The sequence below is a fragment of the Seongchinamella unica genome (assembly GCF_004354085.1).
Classification (GTDB): domain Bacteria; phylum Pseudomonadota; class Gammaproteobacteria; order Pseudomonadales; family Halieaceae; genus Halioglobus; species Halioglobus unicus.
In genome coordinates this window covers 975,186-988,467 of the sequence record NZ_SMSE01000001.1, presented here as the reverse complement: position 1 = coordinate 988,467, position 13,282 = coordinate 975,186, and the positions used below count along the sequence as shown (strand labels likewise).

11 protein-coding genes are annotated in these 13,282 nt (G+C 61.6%); 6 read left to right on the top strand and 5 right to left on the bottom strand.

The window, feature by feature from the left end:
* Position 1: 1 nt before the first annotated feature.
* Complete coding sequence (locus tag E2F43_RS04270) at positions 2 to 1,006, top strand: phospholipase A (RefSeq protein WP_133209886.1); 1,005 nt, start codon at positions 2 to 4, stop codon at positions 1,004 to 1,006.
* A 4-nt stretch (positions 1,007 to 1,010) separates the two neighbouring features.
* Positions 1,011 to 2,450: a M48 family metalloprotease gene (locus tag E2F43_RS04265; protein ID WP_165954191.1), complete on the top strand. Its 1,440-nt coding sequence runs from the start codon at positions 1,011 to 1,013 to the stop codon at positions 2,448 to 2,450.
* A gap of 79 nt (positions 2,451 to 2,529) precedes the next feature.
* Here E2F43_RS04265 and E2F43_RS04260 read toward each other — a convergent pair whose 3' ends face one another.
* Complete coding sequence (locus E2F43_RS04260; protein ID WP_238946742.1) at positions 2,530 to 3,093, bottom strand: NnrU family protein; 564 nt, start codon at positions 3,091 to 3,093, stop codon at positions 2,530 to 2,532.
* A gap of 243 nt (positions 3,094 to 3,336) precedes the next feature.
* Here E2F43_RS04260 and E2F43_RS04255 point away from each other — a divergent pair, with 243 nt between their 5' ends.
* Complete coding sequence (locus E2F43_RS04255; protein WP_133209880.1) at positions 3,337 to 4,902, top strand: SulP family inorganic anion transporter; 1,566 nt, start codon at positions 3,337 to 3,339, stop codon at positions 4,900 to 4,902.
* Between the two features lies 1 nt (position 4,903).
* Here E2F43_RS04255 and E2F43_RS04250 read toward each other — a convergent pair whose 3' ends face one another.
* Entirely contained in the window at positions 4,904 to 5,488 is a 585-nt protein-coding gene (locus E2F43_RS04250; RefSeq protein ID WP_133209878.1) for a nuclear transport factor 2 family protein, read from the bottom strand.
* Positions 5,489 to 5,613: 125 nt separating this feature from the next.
* Complete coding sequence (locus E2F43_RS04245; RefSeq protein ID WP_133209875.1) at positions 5,614 to 7,536, bottom strand: DUF3604 domain-containing protein; 1,923 nt, start codon at positions 7,534 to 7,536, stop codon at positions 5,614 to 5,616.
* A gap of 105 nt (positions 7,537 to 7,641) precedes the next feature.
* Between E2F43_RS04245 and E2F43_RS04240 the strand changes: the two genes are divergently transcribed.
* Positions 7,642 to 7,917 carry a hypothetical protein gene (locus E2F43_RS04240; protein ID WP_133209872.1) on the top strand — a complete coding sequence of 92 codons (276 nt, stop codon included), beginning with the start codon at positions 7,642 to 7,644 and terminating at the stop codon, positions 7,915 to 7,917.
* A 65-nt stretch (positions 7,918 to 7,982) separates the two neighbouring features.
* Here E2F43_RS04240 and E2F43_RS04235 read toward each other — a convergent pair whose 3' ends face one another.
* Positions 7,983 to 8,756, bottom strand: coding sequence for a ferredoxin--NADP reductase (locus E2F43_RS04235; RefSeq protein WP_133209869.1), 774 nt, complete (start codon positions 8,754 to 8,756; stop codon positions 7,983 to 7,985).
* A gap of 124 nt (positions 8,757 to 8,880) precedes the next feature.
* On the opposite strand from E2F43_RS04235, the gene E2F43_RS04230 reads away from it, so the two are divergent.
* Together E2F43_RS04230 and E2F43_RS04225 are read left to right on the top strand one after the other, a co-directional pair.
* On the top strand, positions 8,881 to 9,786 hold the full coding sequence (locus E2F43_RS04230; protein WP_133209867.1) for a LysR family transcriptional regulator: 906 nt from the start codon (positions 8,881 to 8,883) through the stop codon (positions 9,784 to 9,786).
* On the top strand, positions 9,776 to 10,114 hold the full coding sequence (locus tag E2F43_RS04225) for a hypothetical protein (RefSeq protein ID WP_133209865.1): 339 nt from the start codon (positions 9,776 to 9,778) through the stop codon (positions 10,112 to 10,114). Before E2F43_RS04230 ends, E2F43_RS04225 begins: the two co-directional genes overlap by 11 nt.
* 6 nt (positions 10,115 to 10,120) lie before the next feature.
* On the opposite strand, the gene E2F43_RS04220 is transcribed toward E2F43_RS04225, so the two are convergent.
* On the bottom strand, positions 10,121 to 13,279 hold the full coding sequence (locus tag E2F43_RS04220; RefSeq protein WP_133209862.1) for an efflux RND transporter permease subunit: 3,159 nt from the start codon (positions 13,277 to 13,279) through the stop codon (positions 10,121 to 10,123).
* Between the last annotated feature and the right edge of the window lie 3 nt (positions 13,280 to 13,282).

The window sequence follows — 13,282 nt, the reverse complement described above, 5'->3', positions numbered from 1 at the left end:
GATGAATAAAACGTTCCCCGCACTGGTACTTTTCGGGGCCATGACCCAGCTGCCGCTATCGAGTGCGGCAACGCTCCTGGATTGCGCAGCGATAGGTGATGGGCTGGAACGCCTGGCCTGCTACGACAAGCTGGCGGAGGCTGCGGGCGCGGTACCCGGTGAGGCGCCTCCGGGGATCGCCGGGAACGAGGTCCGCCAACAGGCCGCGGTAGAGACCGGCCTGCTGGCGGACCGGCTGGCGGTGGAAGAGGGCGCTATGTCGTCGGCCTGGGCCATTATCCCCCATCATCGCAATTACCTGCTGCCGGCGACCTACAACAACAACCCGAACGAAGCGGCCTGGGCTGAGATTTACCCTGAAGCCGATATGGATAACATCGAGGCCAAGTTACAGATCAGTTTCAAGGCCGTACTGTGGCAAGACATTCTTGGCGAAGGCACGAATCTCTGGGGCGCCTATACTCAGGAAAACTGGTGGCAGGTGTATAACACGGATGCCTCTTCCCCTTTTCGTGAAACCAATTACCAGCCGGAACTGATGCTGACGGTGGAGAACGACTGGGACGTGCTGGGCTTCACCAATACCCTGTTGGGCCTGAGCCTCAACCACCAGTCCAATGGCCGTGGCAAAATACTCTCGCGCAGTTGGAACCGGGTCATGGGTCTGGCTGCATTTGAACGCGGTAACTTCAGCCTGGGGATGCGTGCCTGGTACCGACTGCCGGAGGATGAGGAAGACGACGACAATCCCCGTATGTATCACTATATGGGCTATGGCGACCTGGGAGGCTACTGGAAGTTGCAGGACCATACCCTGGGCTTCACCCTGCGCAATAACCTCAGTAGTGACAACAAGGGCGCGATCCAGCTCGACTGGACCTTCCCGATCAACAACCGCTTCCGGGGCTATGTGCAGTATTTCAACGGCTATGGCGAGAGCCTGATCGACTACGATGAGGCCACCAATCGGATTGGCGTCGGTTTTGTGTTGACCGATGCGATCTAAGCGTATGAACCGTTACCTGGCGGCGTTCATTCTCGGCCTGTGCCTGCTGCAGGTTGCGGCCCATAGCCGTGGCCAGACCGCCGCCATCCCTGACTTTGGCGAGGGCAACGCGGTCCCCCTGTCCCAGGAATACGTGATGGGCCGGGCCTGGCTGATGCAGTTCCGGCGCCAGGCGCCGATTCTCAGCGATCCGCTTATTCAGGACTACACGGAAAATCTTATCTACCGACTGGCGGCCAGCAGCCAGTTGCGCGACCGGCGACTGGAAGTGGTGCTGGTCAATGCAAAAAGCATTAACGCCTTTGCGGTGCCCGGTGGGGTGGTGGGTGTACACAACGGCCTGATCCTGGCGGCGCAGAGTGAGGCCCAGATGGCCTCGGTGCTGGGTCACGAGTTGGCCCACCTGAGCCAGCGCCACTTTTCCCGCAGTCAGGAAAATGCGAAAACATCCGGCAAGCTGGCCCTGGCCGGGCTGCTCGCCGGGATGGTGGCGGTTGCCGCCGGTGGCGGTGAAGCCGGCATGGCGGCCATCGCCGGTTCCCAGGCGGCGTCCCAGGACGCGTCACTGCGTTACAGTCGCCTGCACGAGCAGGAGGCTGACCGGATCGGCATGCAGAATCTGGTAGCGGCCGGTTGGGACCCGAGAGGCTCGGCGGGAATGTTCGAGGTCATGCAGGCCGAGTCGCGCAAGTACGGCAGCCGGCCCCCGGAGTTCCTGCTGACGCACCCCTTAACCGAAAGCCGGATTGCCGATGCCCGCAACCGCGCCGGCCAGTTTCCACCCAGGATGTACCAGGACAATCCCGGGTTTCACCTGGTGCGGGCACGTGTCGAGCTCAGCTTTATCGACGACCCGGCGGTAGCCGTCGCCCACTTCCGCAAGAAGCGCAAGGAAAGCCGCGGCGCGGAGGCGGTCGCCGCGCAATATGGGCTGGTACTGGCCCTGACCGACAATGGCAACTATGGGGAGGCTCGCCAACTGCTGGCGCCAATGCGCGAGTTCAAACCGGAAAACATGACTTATGCGCTGGCCGAGACCGAGATTGACCTGGCAGAAGAACAGTACGACCTGGCCATCGAAAAGCTGGAACGCGGGGTAAAACTGGTGCCGGGCAACCACCCGATCACCATTCAGTTGGGCAAGGCCTACTTCAAGGCCGGGCGTTACACCGAGGCGGACCAGCTGTTAACCGCCCATGCCAAATTGAAGCCAACCAACGTGACGCTCTGGTACTGGCTGGCGGAAGTACAGGGGCTGGCCGGCAATCGCTTCGGCCTGCACCAGTCGCGGGCGGAATACTTTTTTCTTAACGGCGCCATGAAACCGGCGCTGGAGCAGTTGAACCTGGCCCTCAAGCTGGCGCCGGACAATGTCGCCGTGGAGCGCATCAACCGGCGCCTGGCTTTCTTTCACCAGGTGGGTAAAGCGCTGGGGCAGTTGTGAGTAGTCGCCCCGTACCGTCAGTTGACTAGAAAAGTGCTTTCAGCCGGTCGGGATACCGCTGTCCGGGGCGGCCAGCGATTCAGAATATCGCCACCCCGGCCAGCCACGGGTGGGCCCAGGCCACGCCCGCAAAAACCACCAGCGAGACCACGAGTATCTTCAGGTCCTGTGCTGGGCCCGGCACTTCTGGTTTCACCCACTGGCCATCGCGGCGATTGATAAAAATAATTTCCAGTATCGCCCACAGTCCCAGTCCGCCGAACAGCACCAGGGCGCGGGTATCTCCGTTCATCATCAGGTGGGCCCCGGCCCAGAGGATCAGGCCGGTGAGCTGTGGATGTCGCAGGTACTGCTTGATCCGGCTTGGCTGGCCAGAGGCCACGAACAGGATAAAGGCCAGTAACACAATCAGCATGCCGAGGTGGCGCGTCCACAGCGGCAGGGTATACAGGTAGGTGGGTTGATCAATGCTTCGCCAGCCGAAAATAATCAGCGCCAGGGCAAGTAGCATGAGTGCGCTGAACATACCCTTGTAGCCATTCTCCCCGAGCCGGGCGACCAGCGCCTCCCGGGTCGATGGCGAGATCGATGGCATGAGGTGGGTGCCTGCCCAGAGCAGAACGCCGAGTGTGAGTAGAATCATAGCTGGCCTGATTTGCTGGTTTTGATTCAAGTGTAGTGCCTTGGTCGTGGATTGCCACCGCCGTGCTCACCTGCGGGCTCACGCCTGGTGTGATTTTTCACGCTCCGCGATCGCTGGCTAAGCACCGCCAACTCCCGTAAAATTCGCGCCCTTCCCTGTCTGCGCATAACAACGACTCCGCCGATCGGTTCCCGACCCCGCGTGCCCAAATGGTCCGCTTTACACTATTAGGTGAGTAGTCCGATGTTCGAGATCCATCCCAGTAACGTCACGTCCGTCAAAAATGACGTGCTGTCCGGCCTCACCGTGGCCCTGGCCCTGGTGCCGGAAGCGGTGGCCTTTGCCTTCGTCGCGGGCGTGGAGCCGTTGGTGGGTTTATACGCCGCCTTTATGGTGGGCCTGATCACCGCCTGTATCGGTGGTCGTCCGGGCATGATCTCTGGCGCCACCGGCGCCCTGGCGGTGGTGATGGTCGCCCTGGTGGCCGATCACGGCGTGGAATACCTGTTTGCCGCGGTGGTGCTGATGGGTGTGCTGCAGATCACCGCTGGCGCCATGCGCCTGGGCAAGTTTATCCGCATGGTGCCCCATCCGGTGATGCTGGGCTTTGTGAACGGCCTGGCGATTGTGATTTTCCTTGCCCAACTGGGGCAGTTTGGCAACCCCGGCGAGCCCGGCTGGCTGGCCGGCACCTTCATGGAAGGCTCCATCATCGACGTGGCCTGGCTGGAAGGCCAGCAACTGTACATGCTGTTGGGCCTGGTGGCGTTGACCATGGCGATCATCCACTTCCTGCCCCGGTTGACTACTGCCATCCCCTCCTCACTGGCGGCCATTGTCGTGGTGAGCCTGTTAGTGGTGGGATTGAGCCTGGACACGAAGGTCGTGGGCGATGTGGCCTCCATCAAGGGCGGCCTGCCCCAGTTCCACATTCCCATGGTGCCGCTGAACTGGGAAACCCTGACTATCATCTTTCCCTATTCGGTGATCCTCGCCGCCATCGGCCTGATCGAGTCACTGCTGACCCTGCGCCTGGTGGATGAAATCACCGAAACCCGCGGCCGCGGAAACAAGGAGTGTGTGGGCCAGGGCGTCGCCAACGTGGCCACCGGTTTCTTTGGCGGCATGGGCGGTTGCGCCATGATCGGCCAGAGCATGATTAATGTGAATTCCGGTGGTCGCGGGCGGCTGTCCGGCATCTCCGCCGCCCTGTTCCTGTTGGCCTTCATCCTGGTGGCGTCGCCGTTGATCGAACAGATTCCGCTGGCAGCCCTGATCGGGGTGATGTTTATCGTGGTGATCGGCACCTTCGAATGGTCCAGCTTCCGGGTGTTGCGCAAGGTACCCAAGTCCGACGCGCTGGTGCTGGTGCTGGTGTCCGCGGTGACCGTGGCCACCGACCTGGCGGTGGCCGTGGTGGTGGGGGTGATTGTCTCCGCCCTGGTCTTCGCCTGGGAGCACGCCAAACAGGTCCAGGTCAGGGCCCAGCAGGACCACAAGGGTTCCACCGTCTACGCCGTCAGCGGCCCGCTGTTCTTCGGTTCGGTCACCTCCTTCCTTGAGCAGTTTGATCCCATGGAAGCTAATGACGATGTGGTGATCGACTTTGCCGACTCGCGGGTATGCGATCACTCCGGACTGGAGGCTATCGATACCCTGGCGGAGCGCTACCTCAATTCCGGCAAGACCCTGCACCTGGTGCACCTGTCAGCGGAGTGCAAACAGTTGCTGCGCAAGGCCGGCAACCTGGTTGAGGTCAATGTGATCGAGGATCCGAAGTACTTTGTGGCCGAGGACGCGCTGGGCTGATCTAGAACGCCGGCTCGGTCCCGTGCACGCCGAGGTAGTGTGAGCTGGGCTTTGGCTCTTCCGCCAGCGCCTCGTTGAATTCATACAGCCGCTCGTAGCGGGTCTCGCGAATCAACCAGCGGCCGTTTTCCTTCACATAGCGGTCCCAGTACAGCACCGTGCCGGTGGTGTAGTACTTGTGGTTCAGCACCCAGAACTTGTCTTCGAGGTACCAGATGCCTGTCGCCTCGGTTGCTGACAGCATCTGGATTTCCGGGTGGTGGCCATGGTGCTGGCCGATGGACTGTTTGCTGAAAGAGGTGCCTATGCTGCCCAGGTACTCCTGCTTGCCATTGAGCTGCCAGTGGTAATCGCCACCCTTGAAATCCACCACCACATCGTCGTGCAACAGGGTGGCCAGCTCGTCCATATTGGCGGTATCGATGCAGCGGAAGTAGGCATACTTCAGTTGCTTGATCGCCTCCATGTCCATGAGCCGCTGGATGTCCCTGCGTAACTCCTCAATGCCGCCCGCCGAGGCCTCCAGCGGCAGTCCCTCGTCAATGCCCATGGTTTCCTTGTTAAGAACCTGTCTTTTTTCCGACATGTGCCTGCTCCGATGCTGATAAGTGTGTAGGGCACAAGGTAGCGGTGCGGCGGTAGGCTGACAACGACCTTTGCAGCCAAACCAATTGACCCGAGCGGTCGACCGCCCGGGTCGGGGGCAAATACTCAGGGCGTATACCAGATCGCCGAGGTGTAGGCGCGCTCCTGGTGCACCATGGGGACGCCCTCCGGCACTTCCGCACCGGGGAAGCGCAACTTCTCGTAGGCGGTCCAGCGCGGTGTCGGGATCTCCAGCACCCGGGCGTAGTAAAAGGCCCGCTGGTTGGGGTCAAAGTCGGGGTCCCGCCAGACGCTGATCAGTTCGGGGTCGCCAATGGTATTGGTCCAGGTGGCGTTGGCTACATCGACGGTATTGCCTACGGGAGGCAGTTTGCCGTCCGCGCTGGGTGTACGGTCACCGGCCCAGGCCACATCGTAAATCTTCTCCTGGGGCTTGCCCTTTTTGTCCAACCAGCCTTTGACGATCTGGATACGGTCGAGGTTGCCACTGAAAGGGTCCTTGCGCGCGGCGACCAGGAAGCTGGGCGTATTTCCCTTGGCGCCCTTGAGCTCGCTACCCATGGGGACTCCCTTGGTGTAGCCAGCGTGCCCCGGGGTGCGGGAAAGCGTATCTCCCTCGTCAAATTCCCAGCCGCCAAAAAAGCGGACCAGCATGCGAGAGCCGGTGGTGGCGTAGGTTTCGCGGCGTTTCATGGCGTCAAAAATTGCCCCGCGGGTATTCTCGGTTGACCATACTGCCGCCAGTCCACTGGCGGCCTGCTCCCAGCCGAAAATACACTTTTCGCCAAAGCATCCCACCGGGTGGGTCATTCGTTCGACGGTGGGTTCGGTGCCGGCATGCTTGCCGAAGAAATTTTCCTCGGCGGCAGTGGCCAGCGCTGTATGGCTGTCGGTCGAGCCGATGAAGCCGACCTGGTAGGGATTGACGCCCAGTCGGTCAGCGGCCTGCAGGCCCAGTTTCAGACCGGAGCGACCGTACTCGTACTGCAACATGTCGTCGGTCTTGGCCTCGGTGAGGGTCAGGTTACCCATGTCCCAGGTTTCGTAGTCGGCGAATTCATCGTTGGGTGAGAGGAAGGGGTGTGCCTCGCCGTCGCCCTTGATCTGGGTGATCTCGTACAGTGGTTCCCACTTCATCCGGGTCCGGGCGTAATCCCTGTCGATCTTCCTGCCGGTAAACGAGTCCACCAGGGGGAACATGATGCCGTTGCTGAGATTGCCATTGTGGGCGATCGCCAACAGGTTGGCGCCGGTGTTGTCGTGAACTCGCTGCAATTCCCTCCACAGGTCTACGGGGTTGGGACTGCCCGCCGGTGCGAGCGTGGTGTACGGCAGGCTGCGGCTGGCGACATCACCGCCATCCCGGTACATCACCACCCGGTGCAGGTTGGCGCCGTTTTCGTTGGAGGTCCACTCGTAGCCGATGAAGGCGGTGAATTCCCCCGGGGTATTGGCTTTGTCAGCAGCCTCAATGGCGATATCCCAGGCGGACTGGTAGGTGGGGGTGCCGGGCACGGAGGCGATCTCCTGCGGGAAGCTGCCGTCGGAAAAAGCACCGATGATTTCCAGTGCGGCGTCCACCGCCGTGCTGCCTCCGGTCTGGATCATCTGGTACCAGCGCTTGCCGGTGGGGTTGGCCAGGTAGGAGGGCTCACCGCCCAGCAGGGTGGGGAAAAAGCCCATGTTGTCCGAGTGGTCGGCGACAACCAGGAAGTCCAGGGGGCGTGACAGCTTTACTTTCAGGCCGCCCGAGGAGGTGACTTCTTCGCCGCGGGCAAAGCGGTAGGCGTCCTCAGGGGACAGGCGAGCCCCAAATGCGCCGGCGTCGAATGACATCGCAGTGTGCAGGTGGGTATCGCCCCAGAAGACCTGTCCCGGAAAGTTGCGTCCGGCGTAGGGCGAGAACTGGGTCTGGCTGGGCCAGGCCGCCGCCAGTGAATCCTTGTCCGGGGCGGGCGCCTGGGCGCTACCTGTTCCGCTAAGCACGGTGAGCGATAGCGCCGCCAGTGCTGCAGTGAGCTTTTTCATTTGAGTACCCTGTCTGCCTGAGCTTGTTTGCAAGTCGCCTTCCAAGTCTAGAATATTGCAGGGTAATGGCCAGTGGCAGAAATAACATCTGGAGCACAGTGGGTTTTGATCAGGTTCGTCACCCCGTCGCTGGCAGTCCGGCTGTGGCTCATTGCAGGCTGCGCCTTCCCGCTTGCTGCGCTTGCCACCAGCCCGGTTACCGAAATCGCCACCGCCGACGTCCCGCAGGGTACGCCTGGCCCGGGTTTTGGCTGGCGCTGGGGCGACAGCCCCTACAAGGGCATTGGTGATATCAGCACGACTGATACGGATGAAGCTTCAGACCTGCTGTCCTACTACGACGAGGGGCGCTCACTTTTTTTGCCCATGGCAGCAGCGTAGGCACCCAGCGCTACGACTTCTTCCCCCTGACGCAATAGCCTCCTGCGCGGTCGGTAAGGCGGGCCTCAGCTTTCCACAAATGCCCGCTCAATCACGTATTCGCCGATGTGGCCGTTACGGGTTTCGCTGAAACCGCGGCTGTCCAGCAGTTTGCAGATTTCCTTGAGCATGCTGGGACTGCCGCAAATCATGAAGCGGTCGTCCCCGGTATTGATTGCCGGCAGGCCGATATCCTTTTCCAGCTTGCCGATGCGCAACAGGTCGGTCAGGCGGCCGTTGTTGACGTACTTTTCCCGGGTGACCGTGGGGTAGTAGATCAGCTTCCGCCGCACGTCTTCGCCGAGGTACTCGTGATTGGGCAGGTGCTGGGTGATCAGTTCCTGGTAGGCCAGTTCCTCCACCTCACGACAACCGTGGGTAAGGATCACTTTATCGTAGGCCTCGTAGATTTCCGGGTCGCGGATAATGCTGAGAAATGGCGCCAGTCCGGTGCCGGTGGCGATCAGGTACAGGTTTCTGCCCGGCAGCAGGTTGTCTGTCACCAGGGTGCCGGTGGCCTTGCTGTTAACCAGCAGTTCATCGCCGGGCTGGATGTTCTGTAGCCGCGAGGTGAGCGGGCCATCGGGAACCTTGATGCTGAAAAATTCCAGTTCGTCCTCGTAGTTGGCGCTGGCCAGGCTGTAGGCGCGGAGCAGGGGTTTACCGTCCAGTTCCAGGCCGATCATGGTGAAAAACCCGTTTTTGAAACGGAATCCCTGGTTGCGCGTGGTCTTGAAACTGAACAGGCGATCGGTCCAGTGGTGAACCTCGGTTACCTGTTCCCGCAGTAGTGCAGCCATGGTCTTGCTCCTGTAATTCCGGCTGTCCCCGCGGCGCAGTGCCGCGAGCAGTTGGGGCAAGATAGCGCTTGCATAAATATCTGTAAAACAGATATATTCGATTTCGTATATCGGAAAAATAGATATGAAATTCAGCCTCCGCCAACTGCAGGTATTCCTCGCCACGGCCCGTTTCGAAAACGTCAGCCGCGCGGCAGCGGCATTGGCGATGTCGCAATCCGCAGCCAGTGGCGCCCTGAAGGAACTCGAAAGCCAGTTTGACGTGCAATTGTTCGACCGCCTGGGTAAGCGCCTGCAGCTCAGTGAACTGGGCCGCCAGCTGCGGCCCCAGGCCGAGCGGTTGCTGGCCGAGGCTGAAGCCTTCGAAGCGGCGCTGGGTGGCGAACAGGGTGCGGGCTCGCTGCGGCTGGGAGCCACGCTGACCATCGGTAACTACCTGGTGGTGCCGATGATTGCGGCTTTTCGCGATCGCTTTCCCGGGGCCGAGATCTCCCTGCAGGTGGCCAACACGGAAACCATCGCGCGCCAGGTCGCCGATTTTGAACTGGACCTGGGGATGATCGAGGGCGAACTGAATCACCCCCGCTTGCAAACCCTGCACTGGCGGGACGACGAATTGCAGGTGTTTGCCGCCCCGGGCCATCCCCTCGCCGGGCGGCGACCGGTCAGCGACCGGCAACTGCTGCAATTGCCGTGGATCGTGCGCGAACCTGGCTCGGGCACCCGCCAGACCTTCGACCGGGCGATGCATGGCATACTGACGGACCTGGACATCGCCATGGAGCTGCAGCACACCGAGGCCATCAAGCGTGCGGTGGAAGCCGGGCTGGGCGTAGGCTGCCTGTCCCGTATCAGTCTGCGGGAGGCCTTTGCCCGTGGCTCACTGGTTCCGCTGCAGGTGCCTCAGCGCGACTTCAGCCGGCAACTGAACCTGATCATGCACCGGGAAAAGTTTCACGCCAGTACGCTCACCCGGTGGCTGGAACTGTGCCGGGAATACAATACGGAGAACCCATCCCATGTTTTTTGACACCCCTGAAGATTCCAGTGCCAGGGTCACCTTTGGTCCGGCGCTGAAACACCTGGTCGTGTTCCAGTTGAAGCTCGGCGCCGATGCCCTGCGCGATCTGCTGATGAGCCCGTTGAGCATCGCTGTGTTTGTCCTTGATGCGATCCGCAAGCCGGCCCTGGAGGATAGTCTCTACCTGCGCCTGATGGTGCTTGGCAGGCGCTCCGACGAGTACATCAACCTGTTCGACCAGTACAAGGACAAGGGCCACTTCACCATGGACGAGGCGATTGAAACCGTTGCCCGGATGGCCTCGGAAGCCCATCAGGAGCATCAGCGAAAAGAGTGAGCGCGGTCAGCCAGTGACCGTCTCACCCCGCCGCGACTGGTATTCCAGTACCATGACCGTGAGGGCCGGCAGCATGGTCAGGGTCACCAGCATGGCGCCCATAATGCCGAACATGACGATAGCGCCTACCCCGCGGTAGAGCTCGGTGCCGGCGCCGGGTATGAGGACCAGGGGGGCCAGGCCACACAGCGTGGTAATCGTCGACATGGCGATAGGCCGCAGCCGGGTTTTTACCGCCTCCCTGACCGCCTCCAGGGGCACCGCACCGTCATTGAAGTTCTCCACCGCCCGGTGCACCACCAGAATCGGGTTGTTGACCACCGTCCCCATCAGGATCAGGAAGCCGAGCATGGAAATCATGTCAAAGGGCTGTGATATCGCCGCCAGGCCCAGCACCGGCAGTAGTCCGCCAATGCCGTTGAGCAGGGCCAGGCCAACCAGCCCGCCGGCGACCCCAAGGGGGATTGAGGTCAGGATCAGCAGGGGGTAGCCCCAGTGGTTGAAGATGGCCACCATCAGCAGGTAAACGATAAACAGCGCCACCAGGTAGTTGCTCAGCAGTGCCTCTCGGGTGGCTTGCAACTGGTCGGCCGCACCCGATATCACGATATCCACCTGGGCGGGAATGTCACCCCGGTCACGCAGGAAGGAAACAACGTCCTGCTGCACCGTCTCCACCCCGCTTTCCAGCGCAACTGACCGCGGCGGGATAACGTTGAGGGTAACAGTGCGCCGACCGCCAACCCGGCGAATGGAACTGGTGTCGACTGTCTCCTCGAAATCGGCAACCGCGGCCAGGGGAATGATCTCTCCCTGCGCGGTATACAGCGGCACCTGTCCCAGGGCATCGATATCCATGTCCAGCCCGGCGTCGCTGTACAGGTACATGTCGATCTTGTCATCGCCCATAAAGAACTCATCCACGTAGGTGCCGTCGGTGATGGCCGACACGGTGTAGCCCAGGTTGTCGATGTTGAGGCCCAGTTCGGCAGCGCGGTCCCAGCGGGGGTGAATCTGCAGCAACGGCTGGGCCAGGCTCAGCGCCCCGGGCTGGCTCTGTATGCGGGGGTTATCGAACACCTGGCGGGCGCGGGTGTCCGCCAGCTGGGCCACCCGGTAGATGGTGTAAAGGTCGGGCCCGGAGATCTCCAGATTGATCGAGCGGGTGCCGCCGTCGTTACTGGTGATGATGGAGCCGCGCGCGGCGAAGGCGCGCATGCCCGGGTATTCGCGGTACTTAGCGGTAATCACATCCATCAGGGCCTCGATATCGCGGGCGTCCACCGGTTCGGAAATCACCCGCACCCGGGTGTCGCTGGCCCCCAGGTTGAGATACTTCATGGCGGGTACCTGGGCCTCGCCGCGGTGATACAGTTCCGGGTCGGCCTCCACGGCTGGCAGCAGGTACGCTTCGATCTCGGCAGCGATGGCATCCATGGTTTCCAGGTTGTAGCCCGGTGGGGCGCTCATGCTGGCGAATACCTTGGGCTCTTCTCCCTCGGGCAGGTACTCGGCCGGGGGGGTCAGGAACAGGATAATGGTCGCGCTGAGCGCCGCAGCCACAATTACGGTGGTCCAGCGGTTGCGAGACGTTTGCAGGCACTTGTCTACCCAGCCCAGGGTGGTCGCCCGCAGTTTTTCACCGCGGGTTTCACCCCGTTGTTGCCGTTTGCTGTCGTTGACCAGCTCCAGACGCGCCGACGCGGTGGGCACTACGGTGACCGCGACCAGCATCGACGCGAGAATGGCAGCGGAAATGGCGATCGCCACATCGGAGTACAGCTGCCCCGCCTCCTGCTCGATAAAGGCCACCGGCAGGAACACCAGCACCGTGGTCATGGTGGAGGCGAACACCGCGGGCCAGACCTTGCTCACCCCAGCCAGGGCAGCGTCGAAGCGACCGGCCCCCTTGCGGCGTTCAAGTTCGATGCTTTCCAGCACCACGATACTGTTGTCCAGGGTCATGCCCAGGGCGAAGGCGATGCCAGCCAGCGAAATGACGTTGATGGTCCGGCCCGCCATCAGCAGGCCCAGGAAAGCCACGATGATACACAGCGGGATGCCGATCACACCCACCGCCGTGGTCCGCCACGAGCGCAGGAACAGGTACATGATGCCGGTGGCAAACAGGGCGCCAAGGAACAGGTTCTGCCACACGGTGCGGATGGAGTCTTTCACGTAGACCACGTCATCGGCCATCAGTCTCATCTGCAGCCCGGCGGGCTCCAGCACCTGTTGTTGCAGCGCCGCGACTTCCCGTAGCATCTGCTCCTTGATCGCGATGACATTGGAACCCGACTCCCGGCGCACGGCCATCATGATGCTATCGGCGCCATTGAAGCGGGCTGTCGATCGCTTCTCGAAGTGATCCATGTGCACGGTGGCGACATCCCGCAACCGGATGATGTTGTCGCCGCGCCTGGCCAGAATCAGCTCTTCAAGCTCTTCCAGATCGTGGAAGCGACCGATGGTGCGCAGCAGGTACTGGCGCTTGCCAGCGGACAGGTCGCCACCGGAGCGGTCGCGATTGCGGGCCCGGATCGCGGTGCGCACATCCAGCAGGCTCAGTTCTCGCTGGGCCAGGCGTGCCGGGTCCACCAGGATCTGGACCTGGCGTTCGGACCCTCCCCAGATGTTGATTTCCGACACCCCGGGCACACCGGCCATCCGCGGCCGGACATTGTCCTGCAGGAAGTCGAGAATCAGGTCCATGTCCAGCTGCCGGGGATTCCCCGGCAGGGGAGTGATATTGAAGAACATGAATGAATTGCTGGAGAACGAGCTGGCGTAGACCTGCGGTTCATCGACATTTTCCGGGTAGGAAGGCACCTGGCTGAGCGCGTTGTTCACCCGGATCATCATGTCAGTCATGTCGGTGCCGAGGGGGAATTCCAGCTCAATGGATGCCGAACCGATCTGCGCCGTGGCCGTCAGTCGGGTCAGGTTGGGAAGATTGCGCAGGTAATCTTCCTGTTCGATGAGAATCTCTTGTTCCACGTCCTGGGGCGTGGCCCCGGGCCAGACCGTGCGCACGCTGATGGTGCGCACGTCCAGATCGGGAATCATCTGTACGGGGATGCGGTTGGCCGCCAGAATGCCCAGTACCGCGACAATCAGCACGCAGACGGTGACCAGGGTGCCGTGGTGAATAATTTTGCTGAACATGGC

Excerpts from the sequence above, each read along its gene's own strand:
- E2F43_RS04270 (WP_133209886.1), top strand. The coding sequence starts at position 2 with ATGAATAAAACGTTCCCCGCACTGGTACTTTTCGGGGCCATGACCCAG.
- E2F43_RS04265 (WP_165954191.1), top strand. The coding sequence starts at position 1,011 with ATGAACCGTTACCTGGCGGCGTTCATTCTCGGCCTGTGCCTGCTGCAG.
- E2F43_RS04260 (WP_238946742.1), bottom strand. The coding sequence starts at position 3,093 with ATGATTCTACTCACACTCGGCGTTCTGCTCTGGGCAGGCACCCACCTC.
- E2F43_RS04255 (WP_133209880.1), top strand. The coding sequence starts at position 3,337 with ATGTTCGAGATCCATCCCAGTAACGTCACGTCCGTCAAAAATGACGTG.
- E2F43_RS04250 (WP_133209878.1), bottom strand. The coding sequence starts at position 5,488 with ATGTCGGAAAAAAGACAGGTTCTTAACAAGGAAACCATGGGCATTGAC.
- E2F43_RS04245 (WP_133209875.1), bottom strand. The coding sequence starts at position 7,536 with ATGAAAAAGCTCACTGCAGCACTGGCGGCGCTATCGCTCACCGTGCTT.
- E2F43_RS04235 (WP_133209869.1), bottom strand. The coding sequence starts at position 8,756 with ATGGCTGCACTACTGCGGGAACAGGTAACCGAGGTTCACCACTGGACC.
- E2F43_RS04230 (WP_133209867.1), top strand. The coding sequence starts at position 8,881 with ATGAAATTCAGCCTCCGCCAACTGCAGGTATTCCTCGCCACGGCCCGT.
- E2F43_RS04225 (WP_133209865.1), top strand. The coding sequence starts at position 9,776 with ATGTTTTTTGACACCCCTGAAGATTCCAGTGCCAGGGTCACCTTTGGT.
- E2F43_RS04220 (WP_133209862.1), bottom strand. The coding sequence starts at position 13,279 with ATGTTCAGCAAAATTATTCACCACGGCACCCTGGTCACCGTCTGCGTG.